The sequence below is a fragment of the Nostoc sp. FACHB-888 genome (genome assembly GCF_014696655.1).
GTDB lineage: Bacteria > Cyanobacteriota > Cyanobacteriia > Cyanobacteriales > Nostocaceae > Nostoc.
Genome location: NZ_JACJQM010000010.1, coordinates 64,547 through 86,966 on the forward strand (window position 1 = coordinate 64,547; position 22,420 = coordinate 86,966).

Below are 22,420 nucleotides of genomic sequence, written 5' to 3' on the forward strand. Positions count from 1 at the left end.
ATTATTCTTTGTTGGGAATTAGACCGCGCTGTAGGGGCAATTCATGTAGCCGAAGGCTTCCCGCAGGGTATTGCCCCTACCTTGCACTTGATAAACTAGAATCCTAACTTTTCCAGCACTGGCTTGGTGGAAACAACGTGGCGTTCTAAACCCAGTTCTTTTGGACTAACCCCAAGTGCCAAAGCAATCAACTGAGATAAATGCAACACTGGTAAACCTAGCTTCTGCTCAATAACCTTTTCTACCTCTGGCTGACGCGAATCTAAATTTAAGTGGCACAGTGGACAAGGTGTAACTATACAGTCAGCACCAGAAGTCAAAGCGTCTTGAATATGCATCCCCGCCATTTTGAAAGATTGGGTAGTGGCGTAGCTAGCAAGGGGCCAACCACAACATTGTGTCCGACCTCGGTAATAAATTGGGGTTGCACCCACTGCCCGAAACATATTTTCCATCGCTTCCGGTTGGAAAGGGTCATCATAAGGCATAGATTTTTGGGCGCGGAGGAGATAACAGCCATAAAAAGCCGCGCATTTTAATCCACTTAACTTCCGGGTGACACGTTTGGTAATTTCCTCTAAGCCGTAATCTGTTACCAAAGCGTAGAGAAGATGTTTAACATCGGTACTGCCGCGATAAGGCGAACAGCCTTCTTTATGCAGCAAACCATTAACCTGTTCAATGTAAGCAGGGTCAGTTGTTTGGCATTCTTTCAGGTGTTCGTTCACATGACCGATAACACCTTGACAAGTGCTGCAATGAGTAAGTAAGGGTAGATTTAATTCTTCTGCTAAGGCAATATTTCTGGCGTTAACTGTATCTTCTAGCAGTTGAGAATCTTCTTTAAATGTGCCAGAACCACAGCAAGCAGCCTTTTTAAGTTCAATCAGTTCAATACCCAGTGCTTGGGTAAGCGCTTGAGTTGACTGGTAAAGTTCCCGACAAGCCCCTTGGGCAACACAGCCAGGGAAGTAAGCGTATTTCAAGGTGTGAGGTAGCATAGAGATATGTTTGGGTTAGAGCGATCGCTCTAAACAATAACTGTTTTATCATTCCTTGTTAGCACCGAAGTTCTGATGTTTGACGTTCAGCGACCCTTTAACCATCTAGGTTCAAAGCCGCAGCATCTACATATTCTTATTGCTAGCAAGGCTTTAAATACTGATCGAGACATTGTAAAAAAAATTAGCAATAATTAGGCAACTGAAGCATCTACACGTATCGGCGATGGCGTAAACCGCTCCACTGCCCAAGTGTTCCTAAAAAACTTAGGCAATTTTTTTTAGAAGAAAGGTTTTCTAACAGAAAAACCCTTGGTAGTATACGGGCGATCACGCTTGACGATAAGATGTATATGCTCAAAACAATGTCTCCTCTAAAGAGTAGATCCTAGCAACTGGTTAAGGAATTTTAGTATTTATGAGCCAAACGGAACTTTTTGAAAAGGTCAAGAAAATCGTCAGTGAACAACTGAGTGTTGATGATGCTGCCAAAATCACACCCCAGTCAAAGTTTATGGACGATCTAGGAGCAGATTCCTTGGATACCGTTGAACTGGTGATGGCTTTGGAAGAAGAATTTGATATCGAAATTCCTGACGAAGCTGCCGAGCAGATTATCTCGGTTCAAGACGCAGTAGATTACATCAATAACAAAGTTACCGCATCAGCTTAACTGGGGATTGGGGATTGGGGATTGGGAAGATTTTTCTTTGTACCTAGTTACCCTTTGGGTGATGCTTCTAACGTCGCTAAGTCAGTCGCTCATGGGGCAGCCCTGCGGTCTTCTCTTTGAGACGATACGGGAAGGGTTTCCCCAAGTGCAATAACTGGCGTGTCTCCTAAAGTGATCTTGTGGCTTGGAAATCCCCAAAGCCATGCTGGCTCACCATTACCTACTCGCTAACCCCGAATTTTTTGCCTGCTGCTTTTTCGCCATTTTTAACTGAATCATGACAGATCATACACGTAAACGCGTTGTTGTAACTGGTGTTGGCGCGATTACACCTATAGGTAACACAGCAACAGAATATTGGAATGGATTATTAAGTGGACGCAATGGCATTGACTACATCACATTTTTTGATGCGTCTCGCCATGATTGCCGCATTGCTGGAGAGGTGAAAAACTTCGATCCACATGAGTACTTGGAGCGCAAAGAGGCCAAGCGCATGGATCGATTTGCCCAATTTGGGGTTGCGGCAGCAAAACAGGCTCTATCTAACGCGCAGTTAGTGATCAATGACCTGAATGCAGACCAGGTAGGTGTCATGATCGGTTCTGGCGTTGGTGGCATTAAGGTACTAGAAGACCAGCAAACTATCTACCTCAACCGTGGCCCCGATCGCTGTAGTCCATTCATGATCCCGATGATGATCGCCAATATGGCCGCAGGATTAACGGCAATTCACACGGGTGCTAGAGGCCCAAATTCCTGCCCTGTAACTGCCTGCGCTGCTGGCTCCAACGCTGTAGGCGATGCTTTTCGCTTAGTTCAAGGGGGATATGCCCAAGCGATGATTTGCGGGGGAACAGAGTCAGCTGTGACACCATTATCAATGGCTGGGTTTGCCGCCTGCAAAGCCCTCTCTTTTCGCAATGATGATCCGGCTCATGCTTGCCGTCCCTTTGACCGCGATCGCGATGGATTTGTCTTGGGTGAAGGTTCAGGAATTTTAATTCTAGAAGAACTCCAACACGCCCTAAGTCGCGGCGCTCACATTTATGCCGAAATGATCGGCTATGGTATGACCTGTGATGCTTACCATATCACTTCCCCCGTCCCTGGTGGACTTGGAGCCGCTAGAGCGATAGAACTAGCACTCAAAGACGCCGGGATAACTCCCGAACAGATTAGCTATATTAATGCCCACGGCACTAGTACCCCAGCTAATGATTCAACTGAAACCTCAGCAATCAAAAAAGCTTTGGGAGAACACGCCTATAAGGTGGCAATTAGCTCCACCAAATCGATGACAGGTCATTTATTGGGCGGTTCTGGAGGTATTGAAGCAGTCGCAACAGTATTAGCGATCGCTAATGACCAAATTCCACCGACAATCAACCTGGAAAATCCCGATCCAGAGTGTGACTTAGATTACGTGCCTAATTACAGCCGCGCCCAAAAAGTTGAGGTGGCAATATCCAATTCTTTCGGGTTTGGCGGTCATAATGTCACACTGGCCTTTAAGAAATACGTTTAAAACAAGTCAAAAGGCAGAAGATAGGAGGCAGAAGACAGGAGCCAGAATTCAGAATTCAGTAGTTTAATCCAACTCTGCTCGTTTGCTCAATGCCCCATGCCCAATGCCCAATGCCCAATGCCCAAAGTATCAGAAATATCATTCCGATATAAAGTAAGCGTTCAGCATGACCCAATTATCAGCTTGATTTATCACCAGAAACTCAGAAGATCCCGCTTGTCCATCGACAAGCGGGAATGGGATGATGAGGATACGTGGGGAATTTAAAATAACCCCAGGAAGAGAAACTACGAAGAGTGCTAACCCGTCGTTAAAAACAAGAGATTATGACTGTTGCAACCCAATCCCTCAAAGAATTGTCCCTCGAAGAACTTTGTATTAACTCGATCCGCTTTTTGGCTGTTGATGCCGTAGAAAAAGCAAAATCGGGACACCCAGGACTGCCAATGGGTGCGGCTCCTATGGCTTTTGTCCTTTGGGATCGCTTCATGAAGTTTAATCCCAAGAATCCCAAATGGTTTAATCGCGATCGCTTTGTCTTGTCTGCCGGTCATGGCTCGATGTTGCAGTATGCGCTACTGTACCTAGCAGGCTACGATAGCGTCTCCATTGAGGATATCAAGCAATTCCGTCAATGGGAATCCAAAACACCTGGACACCCCGAAAACTTCATGACTCCAGGCGTGGAAGTCACAACTGGCCCCTTGGGCCAAGGAATTGCTAATGGAGTTGGTTTAGCGATCGCCGAAGCCCACCTTGCCGCTAAATTTAACAAACCCGATACCAAGATTGTTGACCATTACACCTACGTAATTTTAGGTGACGGTTGCAACATGGAAGGGATTTCCGGTGAAGCTTGTTCTTTTGCGGGACACTTGGGATTAGGCAAACTCATCGCTCTGTACGACGACAACCACATTTCTATCGACGGTTCCACAGATGTGGCATTCACCGAAGATGTTTCCAAGCGCTTTGAAGCTTACGGTTGGCACGTTTTGCACGTTGAGAACGGTAATACCGATTTAGAAGCGATCGCCAAAGCAATTGAAGAAGCTAAATCTGTCACCGATAAACCTTCAATGATTAAGGTGACAACCACCATTGGTTATGGTTCTCCCAACAAACAAAACACTGCTGGCGTTCACGGCGCTGCTTTGGGTGCAGACGAAATTGCCTTGACTCGCAAAGAATTGAAATGGGAATATGAACCTTTCGTAATTCCAGAAGAAGCCCTCAACCACACACGCAAAGCAGTTGAGCGCGGCGCAGGTTACCAAGAGGAATGGAACAAAACATTTGCCGACTACAAAGCTAAGTATGCCCAAGAAGCGGCTGAATTTGAACGCTACCTAAACGGCAAACTCCCCGACGGTTGGGATAAGGTACTACCTACCTACACCCCAGAAGACAAAGGAATACCCACCCGTAAGCACTCAGAAACCTGCCTCAACAAACTAGCGGCAGTTTTACCTGAATTGATTGGTGGTTCGGCTGACTTAACCCACTCCAACTTAACCGAAATCAAGGGCAAGGGCGACTTCCAAAAAGGAGAATACCAAAACCCCAACATCCACTTTGGTGTGCGGGAACATGCTATGGGCGCAATCTGTAATGGTATAGCGCTGCACAGTTCAGGATTAATTCCCTATGGTGCAACCTTCTTAATCTTCACAGATTATATGCGTGCTGCCATCCGCTTATCCGCCCTTTCTCAAGCTGGCTCGATTTGGGTGATGACTCACGATTCCATTGGACAAGGTGAAGATGGGCCGACACACCAACCCATTGAAACTCTAGCTTCTTTGCGTGCCATTCCTAATTTATTAGTGTTTCGTCCCGCAGACGGTAACGAAACCTCTGGCGCTTATAAAATAGCGATCGAGAAAGCGAAGCAAAACGCTCCATCTCTGTTGGCGTTCACCCGTCAAAACGTCCCCAACTTGGCAGGTACATCAATTGAGGGCGTGGCAAAGGGCGGATACACCGTGGTGGATAGCGAAGGTACACCTGATATCATCTTGATTGGTACTGGTTCAGAATTGAGCCTCGCCGTTGGCGCAGCCGAAAAACTTAAAGCCGAAGGTAAGAAAGTTCGTGTCGTCTCGCTACCTTCATGGGAACTGTTTGAAGCACAGGATGCGGCTTATAAAGAGTCGATTTTGCCGAAAGCTGTCACCAAGCGTTTGTCTGTAGAAGCTGGCGCTAGTTTCGGCTGGCACAAATATGTGGGTACTGAAGGCGATTGCGTTAGTATTGATCGCTTTGGTGCTTCGGCTCCAGGTGGTGTTTGTTTAGAGAAGTTTGGCTTTAGCGTTGATAATGTGTTAGCTAAGGCTAAACAATTGTTGGGTTAATAGCAACAGAATATTCTCAAAATTTTGTAAGGTGGGCTGAAAGGCCCGCCTTTTTTTATGCAAAGGAGGACTGGGGGAGATTGTTTATAATTAAGATAATTAGTTAAATATTAGTAGGAAGTTATGCAAGAAGTTTTTAGCTATCATCAGGAACTTATCAATCGGATATCGCCAATTGTAGAAAATTTATTTAAAGGTAATAATTTATATTAAGTAAAGTTAAACCAACGGGAAATGATCCAAATGTTAGTTGAACTATTTAGAAAATTTTCACCAAAAGAAATGAGTGAAATTAAAGATGATGATTTGACAGACAGAATTGATAGTATTTTAGTTTTAGAGGCAGTTTTAGGTACGTTAAATGATTTAACACCGGAGCAAATAGCTATTTTTGACGCAGCAGTAGAAGGAAGATCAATAAGGTGAGTTATTTACTAGATTCAAATATTGTTAGTTATATCTTGAAGAGAAATGTAATTGTAGATCAGAAGTTTAAGGAAGTTCGCCGTCTGAAATAAGATGTGTTTATTAGTTGCATAACTTACTATGAAGTCAAACGAGGTCTTTTAGCTATCAATGCTACTAGACAGTTAGCTGAGTTTAATAAGTTTTGTCAAACCTATAAAATTTTATTAATAGATCATTTAGAGATTATTAAGCTAGCGTGTGAAATATATGTGGACTTACAACGCAGGGGCTTTACTATCCAAGAGCAAGATATATTGATAGGAGCTACAGCGATCGCAACGCTTGTCCGCTAAACTAAGGGAATTAAATATTAACCCCACCAGTTAGTTTAATTATTTTGTCAACTATCTTTAGATAGATACGGTAAACAATACACGATTTTTCATTACAAACCGCTTGCTAGTACTGGAAAAATAAAACTTTTATACCTAAAAATCTATAGTCCATCTTTAGTTTAATTTGTCAATGTGTAATCTCTATTATCGCCTAATGAGTCAGCAAGGCCTTCTGAAGACTTAATTTATATTCATGCTTTCAGGTGATGCAGTTATGACTTTATAAGTGCGATTATGTATATGTCCTCAAACAATAGATAGTTGCTGCTGTTCAATTGAAAAAGTATGATTTTCTATGACTCCAGTAACTTTGTCTTTATGCAATTGTTTGATGTTTTAAGAAGGTAACACAATGAATAATATCCTAAAACACACACTTCTACCTAGCCTCATGGCTGCAAGTTTAGCTGGTGTCACATTAGTTCCTGCTAAACCAGCTGCTGCTGATGACCAAGTATTAAGAGATGCAGGTATTGGGGCTGTTACCAATGTGGTCACCGGAGCAGTTAGAGGAAAGCGTAATGTATTAAATAATGCTGTAAGAGGTGGTGTCACTGGTGCAGCTGTTAATGGTGCAAATGGTCTGAGAAAGAATCGCCGTAACCGGAGCGTTGTTCAAGATGTCGGAGTTGGTGCAGGCGCTAGCGCAGTAACTGGCGCGATTACTGGTAATAGCAAAGATACCCTTGGAAATGCTGTTGATGGCGCAGCTGTAGGTGCAGCAATACATCTGCTCACTAATGGCAAATAATTTATAAATTCATCGGTTAAAATATTCCCAACCGCTAATGGGTTTCACTTGTAAACACTAGCAATTTATCCTTCCCCTAATCCCTCTGCTTTTTGGATGAGGAAATCCAACCCCCTTTACCTCGTAGGTAAAGGGGGTTGCTGGGTTAGATTTATATTGGGATGTATGCCATCATTAGGTTCAGATGACTTTATACTTAATAGTAAACTCTAGCCCTTCAACGCTTTTCTAAAGTTTCGGCGATAGGATTGATTTGTAATAAACAAAGCAGGCCATAGCAAAGATAAACCAATGCGATTGGTCAAAGTTGGATTAAAATTAGTCCGCGTAAACCCATTCCAAAACTTCCAAACGCCGCCTCCGTAAACTACTATCAAGGCAAAAATAATAAAGTTACCCATTCCTATCAACTCCGTTAGTAACTGACAGAATTTAAGTTAAGTTTTACCACACGAGGTAAGCACTTCATAACTAACACCGAGAAGGTATGACTAAGCTCCTCAGTCTTGAACATCTGAGTTCGTTAAACATACATTCTCTTATTCCAGTGTAGATTAGCCTCACGCATCGCAGCTAGTTCTCACTCGTGATATATTGGCTCAAAAGGCGTAAAAGCGTTATTTTTGCGGTGTTTTGGCAATATATGGTGCTTGTAAAAAATTGCTGTAGTTTTAACGAGATGTTTTTTTGCTATTGATTGCCACTCGATAACCCAAAGATTCATGGCGATATATATCAAGTGTAAATGTTGATTGCTTCAGTACAAAAAAGCCTATCTCATATTAAACTGCAAAATTATGTAACGCATTATCCTTATGCTTCATCTACCCAATAAAGATAATATCGTTCACTATCCACCCAGCCTCTCTGAAAATCTGTAAGCGGAGAAATCTTCAAATCATTACGGTTGACAGTAAGTTGATGATTTAAAATCAGCAAAATTTTCTTTTGCTCATCTTGATTTTTGAATATAGAATTAATTTGATTTAATATTTCAGCTTGCTCGACATCTTTGCGACCTTTTTTAAATAGGGTAAAGCTTCCCATTCTTTGAAGCTCAGGATAGTAAAACTTCCGATTAAGATAACCTGATAAAGGAGCCATATTTGCATCTCGACTGGCAACAATAAACTCATTATCTAATCCAGATTTTTTAATATATTGTGCTGTTTCCCGACTGGCAGAAAAAGGTACAACTAAATCTCTTGAAAAACTATAAATACCTCCCCCAAACTGGACACAAAAAATAAGCATCAAAGCGATATGATGCCATTTTTGAATAAATATAATTGAATTTGGACGAATAGAAAATTTATTGAGTAAGACGGTAGACTCTTGATAATAACTTCCCAGCCATAAAGCCGCTATCATAACTAAATAAAAATGCCCAAAATGCCGAGGCATACCTGTAAATCTCAAGTATGTAAAAGCAAATATTACACAATTACCTATAATATAGAAAAAGAAAGGAACTGGCTTTTTAGATAATTTAATTAATGTTAAAATCACAATAAATAAAGTAATTATTGCACAAACAATTAAATCCAGCCATTTTTTGTGTTGAGGAATAATTAATAAATAACTACCAAATATTCTACCTATACTTCTCAGGAAATGACGGATATCTAATTGCATTACCCAACCATTATTTAACCCACCATGAAGATAACTGTCTGTTGGAGGACTAATAATATAAATCGATAAAATAAACGAAAATGCGATAATTACAATACTTAAAAATAAATCGTATTTTTTGCTTTGATTAAAATACTGCTGGCGATGTTCACTATCAAAACAAAATTCAGCTAGCAAAGTCAATGACAAAGAAAATGATACTAGCAAACCATAAGCACTACTATTTGCTAATAAACCCAATAAAATTGCCAAATAAGCATAAGTTATTTTTCTTGAAGAAAAAAGTGTACAGAAGGCAAAGACAAATAACATACTAAAGGCATAGTTCCGAGAAATCAGAAGATATTCGTAAAAAGGAAAGAAACCAAATGAAAACAGAAACTTTTGTTGATAGTTAAAAGGACTATATAAGCAAAATAGAGTAACCGAGGCAACAGTAATTGCCAAATGAAAAATTTGCATAATAATAGGGTTATCAACTATTCTGATCAGAATTGCCAGAGAAAAATACCATAAGACAGGATGACCTTCATAACGAATATTTGCAATCAAATCCCCAAAAGACTCACTATCTCTGACAATAAGCCAGGGATTTAGTTCATCTCGCCACATTGAATGGTTGAGAATACCTATTAAACCAAGAACAGAAAAAATAATGATAATAAACCAAGGAGAATGAAAAGGTAATCTCGAAGTAAATTTGATGATTTTTGTGTTTAGCATTATTAGTTCAAAATGAGATTGATTGCATAAAAAAAATTTTAAAGATACTATCAAAATTTGAGGATAAACTTATTTATAAATGTTATCCTGATTATTGAACTATTAAAATCGATGTATTCTTCCTCATTTCTACTTATAAGTTTCTGGCATACCCACTGCTGATAAACCTGCGATCGCTCGTAAGTTTTGGCAACGGATCAAGTCGGTAAAATTTAAACTGGAACGCCCTTCAATTTTGGCTACTGCTTCAATTCCAGATAACAAGTGTTCCGCTGCTTCAGCTTCTGAATAACCACGCCGTTGTGCTATACGAATTGCTGCTGCATCGGCATTTAACTCTGACTCTTGAGATTTATTAGTCCGCCAGATCCGAAAAGCAGCGATCGCAGTTAATCCCCCGGCTACGGCCACACCTACCACATCTGACTGTGCTGCTTCCAGTAATCCGCCTAACAGCCCTGCCAGTACTACACCTTGATAAATGTTAGGTTTAAACCACTTTACGCCCGTTAACCAGCTAACCATCTGTAACAGCAGCAAGTCTCGTTGCGGCTTTGTCAGGCGACGCCACAAATCGAAATTAATATATATCGGTCGCGCCTGATTCCAGGGTTGGGGAAAGGAGGCGTCAATCACTTTTGCCTGTTCTGGCTTACTAACGATTTTTGTCGTCATTCGACCAGAAGCAGGCATCACATCTAACAAACGGCGAATTTCAACATTTGGCTCCATAAATTTAATTATTAGCCATAATGTGCATGGGAAGTATTTTAGTTATCATTAGTGTTAACCTTTGATTTGTGACATGCTCTGGCAATCTTTACTAAATGGTTATTTTATTAGTAAATGGCGGTTTGTGAATAGATTCAAATCAAGCTATAAGAATATTGATCAAGCAGTTTGATAGTGTGGCGGGATTTTATAGTATCCGTTTGCCGCTAAATTCAAAACCTCAAAGTTTTGGATAACCATTGCAACTACACTTGTAACTACATGGACGCTTTTGCTACCCTTCCGCCTGAATGGACGAATAAGGCAATACATGCCTATGAATTTTGCTGTCCTAATTGCCACTCAAGTAGCCGAGAAGCTGAAAAAGTTTGGCTAAATCGGCGATCGCCTGTACTTACAGAAAACCGTCGTCGCAAATGGCAAGAGTTTTACTACTGTCACTGTGGTTCTGCGTGGTGGGCTTGGAGTAGCGATCGCCCCTCAACAGATATATCTAGTCAGCCAGATTATAATCCCACATAGTTAATTTTCTTCCTGAACAAAAGCCCACCTCAAGGTGGGCTTTTGTTTATCTAATTTTGAACTTTATTTCTCATCACCAATTTTAGAAGCTAAAGGTAGTACGTAGAGTACCTACGTATTCAGTATCATTAGCATCGTTGTGCTCTGGATTGAAGATTACCAACAAGCCAGGTGTGACTTGAATATTATCAGAAACCTTGAACTTGTAAAGACCTTCTAAGTGATAAGATGTGCTGTCATCTAATTCAACATTGGCGGCGACATTTTTTATACTACCACCAGTAACTTTGGGTGGTTGACCAAAAATAACACCTAAGACGTTGCCTTTTCCACCAAAGTCTCTCAAAGCAAGTGCTCCAGCCCAGTACCAAATATCTGCGTCTGCACCCGCATTAGCACCATTCCTAGCATCGGCAGTTGTGTAACCTCCCCAACCACTAATAGCCAACGCAGAGCTAAGTTGGAAGGTAGCTTCTACACCGTAATTATTGGATTCAGTAGCAGTGTTATTCCCAAAAGGATTGTTTGCAAAAGTACTACCTGTACTTTGGAAGAGGTTGTTGGCAACAGTATTACCTTGATAAGTGCGGGCGTAAGTTAGACCAATATTAAAGGCTTTGGTGGGTTGGAAAGATAACTGACCAAAGATGGCATTATCGCCCTCCACCAACCCATTATTAAGTGTAGGATTATTAGCAGTCCTAGCTAGATAAGCACCACTCAAGCTGATAGCGCCGGTAGGATTGAAAGTAACTGTCAAACCAGCGCCACCTTGACCTTGACGATATATGGGGCTAAAACGTCCATAGCGAGATAAAGCACCTCTACCAGAGCTAGCAAAGTCAGGGTTGAAGTTATTAACGTTTTCATATAACTCAGCACCAGTAGCATCAACCTTGACACGCACTGCATCAGTCAAGTTGAAAGCATAGTTGACTTTATCGATCACAACAGAGTTGCCATTATCACCGTCAAAGCCCAAGCGGGTCATGTTAGTACCGCTCACACCATTATTAGGGACGATGTTGGCAGCATTCAGACGGATTTGCAACTGGTCTTTACCAGTGAAACTGCTGTACAAGTTCAAACGAACGCGGTCAGAAAAAGTGGTATTACTATTTAAATCTTCAGTAGGTTCGCCAGCAGGAACTGCTCTATTTTCACCAAAAACATCAGACACAGCGAAAATTGCTTCCCCAACCAGCTTTGTGGTAGTAGAGAACTGGTTCGCTTCCAACTCAGCAGTACGGGCTTCTACCGCATCAACACGACCGCGTAGAGTTGCTAGTTCAGCAGAAAATTCTTCTTGTAAGCGCTGTAAAGTAGCCAGGTCTTGTTTGCTGACCAAATCGGCAGTAGCGGTAGCAATCAGTTCGTTAACCCGATCTAAACAGGCATTCAAACCTGCGGCAAATTCATAACGGGTTAAAGCACGGTTACCACGATAGGTTGCGTTGGGATAACCTGCAATACAGCCGTAGCGTTCAACTAGGGATTGTAAAGCTTGGAATGCCCAATCTGTGGGTTGCACATCCGAAAATTGCGAAACTGATGTTACCTGACTCATGTTGTTATCTTGAGCTTCAGATAACTGGGCAACATTTGTTACTTGTTCGTTAACTTCAGCAGCTAAGGCGCTATTGGCAGCAAAAAATGTCGCAGCTACAATAACCGGACTAACCTTAATAAGATTCCAGAATTGTTTTGTCATGTTATTACTCTCACTCACACCTACATTATCCAGTAATAATAAAATGCTTATGGCACTTTATTTTCGGGGATTATACACACAATCACAATCATGATTATACTTTATCACCTGTGATTATTACAAGCAAGTCGGTTAGCATAGTGCTGAATCATAATTTTTAATTAATTTATTTGGTAACCGCAAAATAATGCGGCGTTTGTGACGTAAAACTGTTCCTTCTTCTTCCAATTGTTGTAGGAGTCGGGTAACTGTTACTCGCGTGGTATTTAACACTTCAGCAATATCTTGATGAGTAACATTTAGATCAATTAGCTTGCCCTTATCTACATCACGTCCAAATTTTTCACTTAACCACACTAAAAACTGCCATAAGCGTAGCGAAACTGGTTTTCGATGCACAATGCTTAGTAGATTTTCTGCCTGTTGAATATGAGATAACAAAGCATTAATATCTTGATGCCACAAATCAGGTGGCACAATGCTTATTTCCACACCTGTGAGACATTCAATCTGGTAGGGCTTGACTTTAGACAAAGGATAACCAATCAGATCCCCCAATCCCCAATAACCAAGAGTGATGAATGTTCCATTTTCACTCCACGTTAAGGTACGAACTGCACCGTGCTCAATCCGCCAAAGTACATCATCTTGAAGTGGAATTACTTCCCGACGAGTAAATATCTGCTGGGGTAATTGTCCGCTCAAAGCAGAGCTATTTGACACAGCAGAAGAGTTTGAAGTAGGAGTTGTGGAATACATCATTAACCGTAACTACATAATTATCAGGGAATCTCGCTATTTACAATGATTAAGAAACTCTAATAATTTGTATCAAACTTTACCTATATATCTGAAGGTGTCTTTTTTTCAACCAGAGCTAGAGACTAGCTCAAAATTTTCTGATGGAAACAACTTATGCTTTGAGGGATTTATTAGCTAAGATAGAGCAGAATTTTTAAGTTATTTATCTCCTAATTTTAATTGTGCAAGTTTAAGAACAGGTAAGCTTTTAGTAAAATATTTAGTAAACTTACTTTTTAATTACTTAGTATTTTCTTAAGGCTTAGTAAGTATTTAGGCACACATACAGTAGTTTTCCTTTGCATGAAATACAAAGCTACGGGTTTTAAGACAGTCGCTACAGTTCTATTTTTACTTTCTAAATGACCCTTGTATGATGTCCGCTTGATTACTTATTAAACCTGAAGAACCCGACAACGTGAGGTTTTGGAGGACTTTTGGCTAATCGGATAACTTATGTGTACACCGTAGTCCGGCGGGGAGGGGTTCTTTTATGATGGGTAGTTTGGCGGACATGAAATAAGGCGTGGTAAAAGCCACGGTTTTACGCAAAGCTGTGCTAAGTAGCTTGAGTCGTCAGCCTTTATTTTGTAGAGATAGTGGCTTTAGCCTAAGGACTGATAAACCGTCAATTAAGAGCGTTGACCGGTGACAATATATGATACCCTTTGACCAATATTAGTTGCATGATCTGCCATGCGTTCCAGACAACGAATTGCCAGTGCTAACAGCACAATTGGCTCGACTACGCCTGGTACATCGCGTTGTTGGGCTAAAGTCTGATAAACGCGATCATATGCATCGTCTACGGTATCATCTAAGTGCTTTAAACGACGTCCACCGCCTTCATCTAAATCTCCCAAAGCCTTCAAGCTAGTTGCTAGCATCGACTGCGCGTGAAGAGACATAGCTTCAATGTCGGGCATTGACGGATGAGGCGCATAAGGAAAAATTTTAATTGCAATCTCAGCTAAATCCTCAGCATAATCGCCAATGCGCTCTAAGTCTCGCACTAGTTGCATAAAGGCACTCAAACAGCGCAAATCTTGAGCTGTAGGCGCTTGCAACGTCATAATCGCCGTACAGTCTGATTCGATTTGACGATAAAAGCGATCAATCTTTTTATCTAATCGAGGAAGTTCCTCAGCTGCTGTTAAGTTACGAGCAAATAACGCTTGGTGGCTGAGGCGAAATGATTGTTCTACCAAAGCACCCATGCGTAATATATCGCGTTCTAAGCGCCTAATGGCGCGTGCGAGTTGAGGTCTTTGAGGATTAGGACTATGATGGACAGCTTTCACACTTGTTGTCTCAAAGGTGAAGAGAAGAAGATACTATTAACTATAGTCTTGGCTTAAAGAGTTTGCCATAACTTCACAAAATTGGATTTGCATCCACGCACCACCAGTTTCTGGATGGTTCATAGCTTTGATTGAACCACCGTGGGCGAGAATAATTTGCTCAACGATCGCTAAACCTAAACCATTGCCAACGATCGCCCCTATAGAGTTACCATCTTGTGAAGAATGGGTTCGAGCCTTATCTCCTCGATAAAATCGCTCAAAAATGTGAGGTAAATCTGCCTCAGAAAACCCAACTCCAGAATCAATAAGATTTATTTCGAGGATTGAAGAAGCGGCATCATTATCCTTTGTTGATAAGATTTTTGCTTCAACGCGAATACTTGTACAAGGCAGACTGTACTTAATGCTATTGTCTAGCAAGTTGAGAAAAACCTGATAAATACGGGCTTGGTCTGCCTTAATCCAAAGATTTTCTGGGCCAGAATAAGAAAGAGACAGATGTTGACGCACTGCCAAGGGTTCTAATGTTTCCCAAACAGATGTAATTAGCGATCGCAATTCTACAGCTTTGGTTTGCAATTGCATGGTTGGGTTTGCCTCCATTTGGGTGAGGTCTAGCCAGCTTTGCACTAAGTTAATCAGTCGATCAACTTCTTGCATCAAGCGGTTAACCCAGCGATTTAGAGGTGGTTCCAAGCGCGTTTGTAAAGTTTCCGCAACCAAGCGAATTGAAGTCAAGGGCGTTCTAAGTTCATGCGCTAGATCAGAAAAAGAGCGATCGCGTACTTTATTTATATCTAATAGGGGTTGACGATTTTCTAAAAAGACTCCTACTTCACCATTAGGTAAAGGCAAGCTAGATGCCCGCAAAGCCAAAGATTTTATTGTTTGCATCTCTGCCGCATCATCACGAGATGGATGAAATATCCACTCGCCTATCTGTGGTTTTTGACAATCACGAGTTTGCTCAATTAAATGATCAAGTTCATAAGACCTTACCAACTCCAGTAACAAGCGCACCTGTTCTGGTTGCCACCTTTGCAAATATAAAATTTCCTGCGCCTGCCGATTGCACCACAGCAGTTGATTTTCCTCATCCACCTGCAAATATCCCAGTGGTGCAAAATCTAAAAGGTCTTTGTAAGTTTGCAACGACTGCTGCAAATCTTGCTGTTGCTGCTTCACCATCGCTATTTTCTGCCGCAACCCAGGAATCAGTAGCAGTCTCATCTTGTGATAATGCGAGGTTAACGGTTGGAGTAAGCGCCTCAGGTAGCGGTTAAGTTGAACCTGTTGCCAAACCCAAAACCCAATGCCTACCGCTAAACCTAGAAAAAATCCCAATAAAAGCATTTGAGTTGTTAGTTTTTTGGTGATTACTAAAAACTAACAACTATCTAAACTAATTATCCAAACCTATAGCCAAAACCTCTTACAGTCACAATATATTCGGGATGACTGGGGTCTTGCTCTAATTTTTCGCGCAACCACCGAATGTGAACGTCTACGGTTTTACTATCACCGACGAAATCTGGACCCCAAACCTGATCTAGCAATTGCTCCCGTGACCACACCCGGCGGGCATAACTCATAAATAATTCCAGCAGGCGGAACTCTTTGGGGGAAAGACTCACCTCTTGACCACGAACCAACACACGACATTCTTGGGGATTCAAGGTGATATCCTTAAATTTTAATACTGGGAGTTGTGGTAAATTACTTAGGCGTTGGCGACGGAGTAAAGCACGACAACGAGCTACTAACTCGCGCATACTAAAGGGTTTAGTCAGGTAGTCATCTGCTCCGACCTCTAACCCCAGGACGCGGTCAGTTTCACTACCCTTAGCACTGAGCATTAAAATAGGTACTGGGTTTCCTTGATGACGCAGCAAACGGCAAATATCTAGCCCATTGATTTGAGGCAGCATCAAATCAAGAATGAGCAAATCAAAGGGAAGTTCCCCTGAATTGGTTTCAAAACTTTTGAGATACTCTACAGCAGACCGTCCATCGGGTGCTGTTGTCACCCCATAACCTTCCTCTTCCAGGGCTACAGCTAGCATCTCCTGGATTAATTCTTCATCTTCTACTACTAGAATCCGGCTGGCTTGTCCAATATCGGTTCTAGCAGAATATTTGGTCGATTCAGTGGTATACATTGATATCACAAAAGTCTGGGACTGTGCTTGTATCAATTGGAATGATTGAATCTATTATCTCGCCTTACTGCAACCGTGCTTCCACTAGGGTTAATTCTTTTAGATTTTCTTTACAAAAAGTAACATACGTCACAGCACCCTTTTAAGCGGCTTCCAAAAATCAAAAATCAATGTGGCTGCAAACTTCTAATAGTCTGACGCAATTACATGAAGGGTTGTCTTGACAAAAGCAGATGAAGTTGAGTATATTTTCTTTAGTACAAAAATACTACACTTAATCAAAGGAAAACTATACAGCAGTTTTCTTTTGCATGAAGTACAAAGTTATGGATTTTGAGGTAGGAGATAAAAACTCTTTATATTCAGATGCGTGAATCCTGCATTTTGTACCTCACTTACTTGCAATCTGCTATATCTGAAAAGCATAAAGACATATATGTGGAAAATTTGTACTTCCTAAGTGTCTTATGGTGATGATTTCCGTATTTACACGGCGTTAAAAATGTTGATTTAAAAGCTACTCTGATGTCTGCATAGGGTAGTTCTTGGTATGGCTTGCTACCCAATATATCATTGCCTATTGAAGGGAGTTGGAAGATGACTACAGTTGGAGTCAAGGACAGCAAACAACAACTAATGCAAGCATTTCAACAAATTATTATTCAAAGAAAAAAGCTGGAATCCAAAATAGCAACCAAACAAGAGCAAGCAGAAAAGGCAAAAAGTCAAGAAATTCTGTAAGCAGCCTCTGCATATACAGTTGATAGTATTGTTAAAGGTTTAGCTGATTTACAATTAGAGTTTGGCAGTATTCTCAATGCATTATCTGAAAAACTAGCTCAGGAAAATTCCAAGTTAGATGAATTGAACCGAGCTATAGAAATTGAAACTCAACGTCTACAAGAGCTTCAACAAATCAGAGTTGTAGCAGATACTCTAGATATTTTAAGTCAAGAACACCAAGAAAAATTAAAAACCCTAGAACAAGATATTATCAGCAAAAGAGAAACACTAGAGAAAAAAATTACAATCAGGCGCAAAGAATGGCAAAAAGAGCAAGCAGAGTATGAAGAACAACTCCAAGCATATAACGATTTATTAGCTAAAGATCGCCAGCAAGAACAAGAAGAATCCCAGTACAAGTTAGAAACTACTTGGCAGTGAAAGCTATTGAAGGTACTTCAAATGTTAATTCATATCAGCCAATTAAAGAGATAGCTTTAGAACAAGCAAAGACTCAAGCTAAAAACAAATAAGCTGATTTATTTTTGATAAAAATTGTAGAGACTTAATTTAAGTCTCTACAAGGAGCTATAACGCTTTTTATTCAGTTTTATCTGGTTTGTTGATATCCACTGGAGGTTGTGCTTTCTTCTTCTTTGTTGCGTTAACCTGTGTTTGCTTAAATGTCTGATTGGAATTTTGTTTTTGACTAGACATAATGCTATACTAAATTTTAAAATTTTCTACAATGTTATCTACATTACAGGTATTGTGGATTACGGAAACATATTGTAGAAAATTTCAGGTCTGTACTTATCCTTTAACTCAATCTCTCTGGTTTTCCTCGTCACTAGCCCTTTCTGGGCAACTTGAAGGCGCTGACGCTTAGTTAATTCAGAACCAGCAAAAGGCGAAATAGCTCTGCGAATGGTAATTTCATCAGGATTGGCACTAAAGTCAATTACTTCCAAAGAACACATAGCATCTGCTTTTGTCCATCCGTGACTTTCAAGTAGCTTAATAGACTCTAATTTATCGAAGGTAGGAGGCGGTGTTTCGACTACGCTCAACAACAGGGCAGGGGTCATTAAGTGCAGATGAAGTGACTCCCTGCCTCCTGTCTCCTACAATCAGGTTTGCTGAAGATAAATTATGTATCATATATTACTATATTATTAGTACATTATCTTTCTAGCAAGAAACCGGATTCAAGCATAACGGTAACTTTACTAAACTTATCAATACTGGAGACTACCTAGTTTTTTGTAGTGGGTGATGGAGATTTAACAAACATCGCACCGCAATACAGGTTTTCTCTTTCTAAAACAAAGCAGTCTCATTATGTACAGTGTATAAGGTCAGTTGTTTAGATAATTTTTTATTGAAAACCCCTTGCTTACCTAGCCAAAAAAAGCTATCTCTGAATGCAAGTTGGTATCATTGTGCAAGACTAACCTAATCTAGTAGCGATCGAGTTACGATCTTGTCAGACCCTTTTTTGATTTGAGAAGCCCTATTCCAGAATTTTCTGGTTAAAATAGTATATCTGTTCTACTCAAACTCCCAGAGCAACACTCCTTAAAACCATATATTTAGAGGCATTAGAGACAAGAATGGCTATCAACACCGATACTTCAGGCAAGCAAAAAGCGCTGACGATGGTGCTCAACCAGATTGAGCGCAGCTTTGGAAAAGGAGCAATCATGCGCCTGGGCGATGCCACCCGGATGCGGGTGGAGACTATCTCCAGTGGAGCGCTTACCCTAGATTTAGCATTGGGTGGTGGTTTACCCAAGGGGCGGGTAATCGAAATTTATGGGCCGGAAAGTTCCGGGAAGACTACAGTAGCGCTACATGCGCTCGCCGAAGTGCAAAGAAATGGCGGTGTTGCAGCCTTTGTTGATGCAGAACACGCCCTTGATCCTACTTATGCTGCGGCATTGGGTGTAGATATTGACAATTTGCTGATTTCCCAACCTGATACAGGCGAATCAGCTTTGGAAATTGTCGATCAGCTTGTTCGCTCTGCTGCGGTTGATATTGTAGTCATTGACTCAGTAGCAGCACTGGTTCCCCGTGCTGAAATTGAAGGCGATATGGGTGACGCTCACGTTGGCCTGCAAGCGCGATTAATGAGCCAAGCCCTACGCAAAATTACGGGCAATATTGGGAAATCTGGTTGTACAGTAATTTTCATTAACCAGTTGCGGCAAAAAATCGGTGTTACCTACGGTAGCCCAGAAACTACTACTGGCGGTAACGCATTGAAATTTTACGCTTCGGTACGCTTGGATATTCGCCGAATTCAAACCCTGAAAAAAGGTACAGAAGAATTTGGTAACCGCGTTAAAGTCAAAGTTGCTAAAAATAAAGTAGCGCCGCCTTTCAGAATCGCTGAATTCGACATTATTTTTGGTAAAGGTATTTCTACCTTGGGTTGTCTTGTCGACTTAGCAGAAGAAACTGGCATTATTGTCCGCAAAGGAGCTTGGTATAGTTACAACGGCGATAATATCTCTCAAGGACGAGACAACGCCATTAAGTATCTAGAAGAAAAGCCTGAATTTGCTGACGAAATCAAGAAACTGGTGCGTGAAAAATTAGATAAGGGTGCTGTTGTTTCTGCTAACTCTGTAGCTAAAGCCAGTGAAGAAGATGAAGAGGAAGATATCGATTTAGAGCCAGAAGAATAAAAAATGCGGATTTATTAATTTGCAACTTTTAATATGTAGTGGGTTACATAGACAACTAACCCACTTTTTTAAAAGTATTGATGAGTTATAGCAAGCTTAACAAAATGATTGCTCCTATATGAGGAGCAATCATTTTATTTTTATAAGCGCTATAATGTCCAAATTTTTAGCTGGGATTGTATGGTATTTGTCTGCTAAAAAAGCGGTCTAAAATTTCTGATTTCTGTTCTAAACTGAAGCCGTCATAACAATCTTCAAACTTTTCAACTAGTGCATAATTTTTGAAAATCTCTGAATTATTACCTAGTTTTTCAGTTAAAGGTTTTGGTCTGGTACGGGCATAAGTAAGCATTTCTATTTAATTATTATTACAAATCAAATAGGATGGCTATATCATATTTAATTGGTCAATTCTGAATAAATCTGTGAGCTTTTAAACTCACAACAAGCCTCGTTTACCATTGGGGCGCACGGTCATCCAATTTGTTTTTGCTAGTGCTAGCTGCTCATCAGAAATTTTGGCACTGCTGAGATTAGCACCACACAGATTAGCTCCTCGAAGATTAGCATTGCTGAGATAAGCATTGCTGAGGTCTGCGCCTCGCAGGTCTGCCCCTTCTAAATCAGCATGGTTAAAGTATGCTTTGCTCAAATTAGCATCCTTGAGGTTTGCTCGAGTGAGACTGGCTTTGCTAAAGTCACTATTGTGGAGATTAGCTCCTTGGAGATTGGTTTTTTGTAATTGAGCAGAATGGAAATTTGTTTGGGATAAGTCAGCACCTTGTAGATTCAGCAAACTTAAATTATGTAGGGCAAAATCCCGCCTTCCCTTCAGATAGGCTGTTAATAAACCTTGGGTATCTAATTTACGCTCAACTTTAGATTTTTGAATTTGCGAACCATTACTGTTGCTGTTGCTGTTGCTGTTGCTGTTGCTGTTAGCTAAAGTAGTTGATTTGGCCATTCCAGAACCCTGGTGTAATCCAGCCGCTTCCGCTGCCTTGGCTCGTCTAGCGCGAATTGCTGCGGCTACCTGTGCTACTCCTACACTGGTAACAGCAGCAGAAGGGTTGCTACATAAAACAGCAGAATTTTCTAGGTGATTGTGTGTTCGCTCTTTAAACCCGGTATCAGATTTAATCAGTAAACCCTTGGCCAAACTTTCTAAGTATGGTTCTATTTCCAATGCTCTGAGAACTTCTGCTGCTGACTGATAGCGACTACGCACAGACACGTCTAACATTTTTCGCAATACATTGCTCAAGTGGTCACTCACTTGCACAAGCTGCTCCCACATCATCTCGCCAGTATTGGGATTATAATCTAAATCTTTAGGAGTTTTACTAGTCAATAAATAAATGCATGTCACCCCCAATGCATAGATATCACTGGCGTAGACTGGACGCATAGCCATTTGCTCTGGTGGCGCAAAACCAGGAGTACCAATGGCATATGCAGTTAATGCTGTCTGTCCTGATTGATTTGTGGCACCTTGGCTAACTTGGTTTTTGACCGCACCAAAGTCGATGAGTACCATTCTGGCATCTTGAGTGCGGCGAATTAAGTTGGCTGGTTTAATATCACGGTGAATTACCTTTTGCTCGTGGATATATTGCAGTACTGGCAAAATCTCGCTCAAAAATTGCTTGACTCCAGTTTCGCTCAAGATACCGTTAAGTTTGACCTCTTCTTGTAACGTATCACCACTAATGTATTCTTGAACTAAGTAAAATTGTTCATGATCTTCAAAATAATCTAATAATCTTGGTACTTGAGGATGATTGCCAATTTTACCTAGAGTTTTGGCTTCTCGCTCAAAGAGTTCTCTGGCCATCTGTAAAACGTGTGGGGCGCTTCCTGATGGGCGTAATTGCTTAATTACGCAACTCGGTTCTCCTGGTAAGCCTTGGTCATGGGCTAAGAAGGTAGCTCCAAAGCCACCCTGACCTAATGGTTTGATCACCTGATAGCGATCGCGCAACAGTAGTTGCGAGCCACAAGACTGACACCTTTGGCTATATACCAAATTTTCTGGATTGGGACAGATAGGATTTAAGCAGTAGCTCATGCACTGTCAACTCGCTGCACGAATAATCACGGTGAGTGTTATACTCTCCTTCAATTATTTAGATATTGATCAACTCTTACAAGGTAATTTTTGCTGGAAATTCTTTGAAGATTTTCTAAAGTTTAACTGAGATTACGTAAATTTATCGTCAAAAGAAGATAAGTATTATACTTATACTGTCAAACTTATTTAGATTAATTTATACCATATACCAATTTGTGATAACGCTCTCTTAAAGC

The 22,420-nt window shown here is 40.9% G+C and carries 19 protein-coding genes and 1 pseudogene; 9 read left to right on the forward strand and 11 right to left on the reverse strand.

The window, feature by feature from the left end:
* Positions 1-95: 95 nt before the first annotated feature.
* Positions 96-1,001 carry a CoB--CoM heterodisulfide reductase iron-sulfur subunit B family protein gene (locus H6G26_RS08815; RefSeq protein ID WP_190728890.1) on the reverse strand — a complete coding sequence of 302 codons (906 nt, stop codon included), beginning with the start codon at positions 999-1,001 and terminating at the stop codon, positions 96-98.
* A 418-nt stretch (positions 1,002-1,419) separates the two neighbouring features.
* Here H6G26_RS08815 and acpP point away from each other — a divergent pair, with 418 nt between their 5' ends.
* From acpP to H6G26_RS08845, 6 genes are all read left to right on the forward strand, one after another.
* Positions 1,420-1,674 (forward strand): acyl carrier protein, encoded by a 255-nt coding sequence (gene acpP, locus H6G26_RS08820; RefSeq protein ID WP_190728891.1) that lies wholly within the window; start codon positions 1,420-1,422, stop codon positions 1,672-1,674.
* A gap of 277 nt (positions 1,675-1,951) precedes the next feature.
* Positions 1,952-3,202, forward strand: a complete 1,251-nt coding sequence (gene fabF, locus H6G26_RS08825) for a beta-ketoacyl-ACP synthase II (protein WP_190728892.1) — start codon at positions 1,952-1,954, stop codon at positions 3,200-3,202.
* Between the two features lie 326 nt (positions 3,203-3,528).
* Positions 3,529-5,556 carry a transketolase gene (gene tkt / locus H6G26_RS08830; RefSeq protein ID WP_190728893.1) on the forward strand — a complete coding sequence of 676 codons (2,028 nt, stop codon included), beginning with the start codon at positions 3,529-3,531 and terminating at the stop codon, positions 5,554-5,556.
* A gap of 243 nt (positions 5,557-5,799) precedes the next feature.
* Positions 5,800-5,982 carry a hypothetical protein gene (locus tag H6G26_RS44235; protein WP_347242448.1) on the forward strand — a complete coding sequence of 61 codons (183 nt, stop codon included), beginning with the start codon at positions 5,800-5,802 and terminating at the stop codon, positions 5,980-5,982.
* 95 nt (positions 5,983-6,077) lie between these two features.
* Positions 6,078-6,317, forward strand: a complete 240-nt coding sequence (locus H6G26_RS08840) for a hypothetical protein (RefSeq protein WP_190728894.1) — start codon at positions 6,078-6,080, stop codon at positions 6,315-6,317.
* A gap of 394 nt (positions 6,318-6,711) precedes the next feature.
* Positions 6,712-7,110, forward strand: a complete 399-nt coding sequence (locus H6G26_RS08845) for a hypothetical protein (RefSeq protein WP_190728895.1) — start codon at positions 6,712-6,714, stop codon at positions 7,108-7,110.
* Positions 7,111-7,319: 209 nt separating this feature from the next.
* On the opposite strand, the gene H6G26_RS08850 is transcribed toward H6G26_RS08845, so the two are convergent.
* The 3 genes from H6G26_RS08850 to H6G26_RS08860 all read right to left on the reverse strand — a co-directional run bounded on the left by H6G26_RS08850 (position 7,320) and on the right by H6G26_RS08860 (position 10,200).
* Positions 7,320-7,511 (reverse strand): hypothetical protein, encoded by a 192-nt coding sequence (locus tag H6G26_RS08850; protein WP_190728896.1) that lies wholly within the window; start codon positions 7,509-7,511, stop codon positions 7,320-7,322.
* A gap of 412 nt (positions 7,512-7,923) precedes the next feature.
* Positions 7,924-9,468, reverse strand: a complete 1,545-nt coding sequence (locus H6G26_RS08855) for a hypothetical protein (RefSeq protein WP_190728897.1) — start codon at positions 9,466-9,468, stop codon at positions 7,924-7,926.
* 129 nt (positions 9,469-9,597) lie between these two features.
* Positions 9,598-10,200: a DUF3318 domain-containing protein gene (locus H6G26_RS08860; protein WP_190728898.1), complete on the reverse strand. Its 603-nt coding sequence runs from the start codon at positions 10,198-10,200 to the stop codon at positions 9,598-9,600.
* A 261-nt stretch (positions 10,201-10,461) separates the two neighbouring features.
* On the opposite strand from H6G26_RS08860, the gene H6G26_RS08865 reads away from it, so the two are divergent.
* A complete protein-coding gene (locus H6G26_RS08865) occupies positions 10,462-10,722 on the forward strand; it encodes a hypothetical protein (RefSeq protein ID WP_190728899.1) in 261 nt (86 codons plus the stop codon).
* A gap of 82 nt (positions 10,723-10,804) precedes the next feature.
* On the opposite strand, the gene H6G26_RS08870 is transcribed toward H6G26_RS08865, so the two are convergent.
* The 5 genes from H6G26_RS08870 to H6G26_RS08890 all read right to left on the reverse strand — a co-directional run bounded on the left by H6G26_RS08870 (position 10,805) and on the right by H6G26_RS08890 (position 16,697).
* Positions 10,805-12,433, reverse strand: a complete 1,629-nt coding sequence (locus tag H6G26_RS08870) for an iron uptake porin (RefSeq protein ID WP_190728900.1) — start codon at positions 12,431-12,433, stop codon at positions 10,805-10,807.
* Positions 12,434-12,565: 132 nt separating this feature from the next.
* Positions 12,566-13,195, reverse strand: coding sequence for a Crp/Fnr family transcriptional regulator (locus H6G26_RS08875; RefSeq protein WP_190728901.1), 630 nt, complete (start codon positions 13,193-13,195; stop codon positions 12,566-12,568).
* Between the two features lie 671 nt (positions 13,196-13,866).
* Complete coding sequence (phoU, locus tag H6G26_RS08880) at positions 13,867-14,535, reverse strand: phosphate signaling complex protein PhoU (RefSeq protein ID WP_190728902.1); 669 nt, start codon at positions 14,533-14,535, stop codon at positions 13,867-13,869.
* A gap of 36 nt (positions 14,536-14,571) precedes the next feature.
* Positions 14,572-15,891 carry a PAS domain-containing sensor histidine kinase gene (locus tag H6G26_RS08885; protein ID WP_190728903.1) on the reverse strand — a complete coding sequence of 440 codons (1,320 nt, stop codon included), beginning with the start codon at positions 15,889-15,891 and terminating at the stop codon, positions 14,572-14,574.
* 53 nt (positions 15,892-15,944) lie between these two features.
* Positions 15,945-16,697 carry a response regulator transcription factor gene (locus H6G26_RS08890; RefSeq protein WP_190728904.1) on the reverse strand — a complete coding sequence of 251 codons (753 nt, stop codon included), beginning with the start codon at positions 16,695-16,697 and terminating at the stop codon, positions 15,945-15,947.
* Between the two features lie 597 nt (positions 16,698-17,294).
* Between H6G26_RS08890 and H6G26_RS08895 the strand changes: the two are divergent.
* Positions 17,295-17,852: pseudogene (locus H6G26_RS08895) on the forward strand (hypothetical protein); the annotation flags it as partial.
* Positions 17,853-18,196: 344 nt separating this feature from the next.
* Here H6G26_RS08895 and H6G26_RS08900 read toward each other — a convergent pair.
* Complete coding sequence (locus H6G26_RS08900) at positions 18,197-18,508, reverse strand: hypothetical protein (protein ID WP_190728905.1); 312 nt, start codon at positions 18,506-18,508, stop codon at positions 18,197-18,199.
* Between the two features lie 525 nt (positions 18,509-19,033).
* Here H6G26_RS08900 and recA point away from each other — a divergent pair.
* Entirely contained in the window at positions 19,034-20,113 is a 1,080-nt protein-coding gene (gene recA, locus H6G26_RS08905) for a recombinase RecA (protein ID WP_190728906.1), read from the forward strand.
* 439 nt (positions 20,114-20,552) lie between these two features.
* On the opposite strand, the gene H6G26_RS08910 is transcribed toward recA, so the two are convergent.
* Positions 20,553-22,181, reverse strand: coding sequence for a serine/threonine-protein kinase (locus H6G26_RS08910; RefSeq protein WP_190728907.1), 1,629 nt, complete (start codon positions 22,179-22,181; stop codon positions 20,553-20,555).
* Between the last annotated feature and the right edge of the window lie 239 nt (positions 22,182-22,420).

Excerpts from the sequence above, each read along its gene's own strand:
- H6G26_RS08815 (WP_190728890.1), bottom strand. The coding sequence starts at position 1,001 with ATGCTACCTCACACCTTGAAATACGCTTACTTCCCTGGCTGTGTTGCC.
- acpP (WP_190728891.1), top strand. The coding sequence starts at position 1,420 with ATGAGCCAAACGGAACTTTTTGAAAAGGTCAAGAAAATCGTCAGTGAA.
- fabF (WP_190728892.1), top strand. The coding sequence starts at position 1,952 with ATGACAGATCATACACGTAAACGCGTTGTTGTAACTGGTGTTGGCGCG.
- tkt (WP_190728893.1), top strand. The coding sequence starts at position 3,529 with ATGACTGTTGCAACCCAATCCCTCAAAGAATTGTCCCTCGAAGAACTT.
- H6G26_RS44235 (WP_347242448.1), top strand. The coding sequence starts at position 5,800 with ATGTTAGTTGAACTATTTAGAAAATTTTCACCAAAAGAAATGAGTGAA.
- H6G26_RS08845 (WP_190728895.1), top strand. The coding sequence starts at position 6,712 with ATGAATAATATCCTAAAACACACACTTCTACCTAGCCTCATGGCTGCA.
- H6G26_RS08850 (WP_190728896.1), bottom strand. The coding sequence starts at position 7,511 with ATGGGTAACTTTATTATTTTTGCCTTGATAGTAGTTTACGGAGGCGGC.
- H6G26_RS08855 (WP_190728897.1), bottom strand. The coding sequence starts at position 9,468 with ATGCTAAACACAAAAATCATCAAATTTACTTCGAGATTACCTTTTCAT.
- H6G26_RS08860 (WP_190728898.1), bottom strand. The coding sequence starts at position 10,200 with ATGGAGCCAAATGTTGAAATTCGCCGTTTGTTAGATGTGATGCCTGCT.
- H6G26_RS08865 (WP_190728899.1), top strand. The coding sequence starts at position 10,462 with ATGGACGCTTTTGCTACCCTTCCGCCTGAATGGACGAATAAGGCAATA.
- H6G26_RS08870 (WP_190728900.1), bottom strand. The coding sequence starts at position 12,433 with ATGACAAAACAATTCTGGAATCTTATTAAGGTTAGTCCGGTTATTGTA.
- H6G26_RS08875 (WP_190728901.1), bottom strand. The coding sequence starts at position 13,195 with ATGATGTATTCCACAACTCCTACTTCAAACTCTTCTGCTGTGTCAAAT.
- H6G26_RS08885 (WP_190728903.1), bottom strand. The coding sequence starts at position 15,891 with ATGCTTTTATTGGGATTTTTTCTAGGTTTAGCGGTAGGCATTGGGTTT.
- H6G26_RS08890 (WP_190728904.1), bottom strand. The coding sequence starts at position 16,697 with ATGTATACCACTGAATCGACCAAATATTCTGCTAGAACCGATATTGGA.
- H6G26_RS08900 (WP_190728905.1), bottom strand. The coding sequence starts at position 18,508 with ATGACCCCTGCCCTGTTGTTGAGCGTAGTCGAAACACCGCCTCCTACC.
- recA (WP_190728906.1), top strand. The coding sequence starts at position 19,034 with ATGGCTATCAACACCGATACTTCAGGCAAGCAAAAAGCGCTGACGATG.
- H6G26_RS08910 (WP_190728907.1), bottom strand. The coding sequence starts at position 22,181 with ATGAGCTACTGCTTAAATCCTATCTGTCCCAATCCAGAAAATTTGGTA.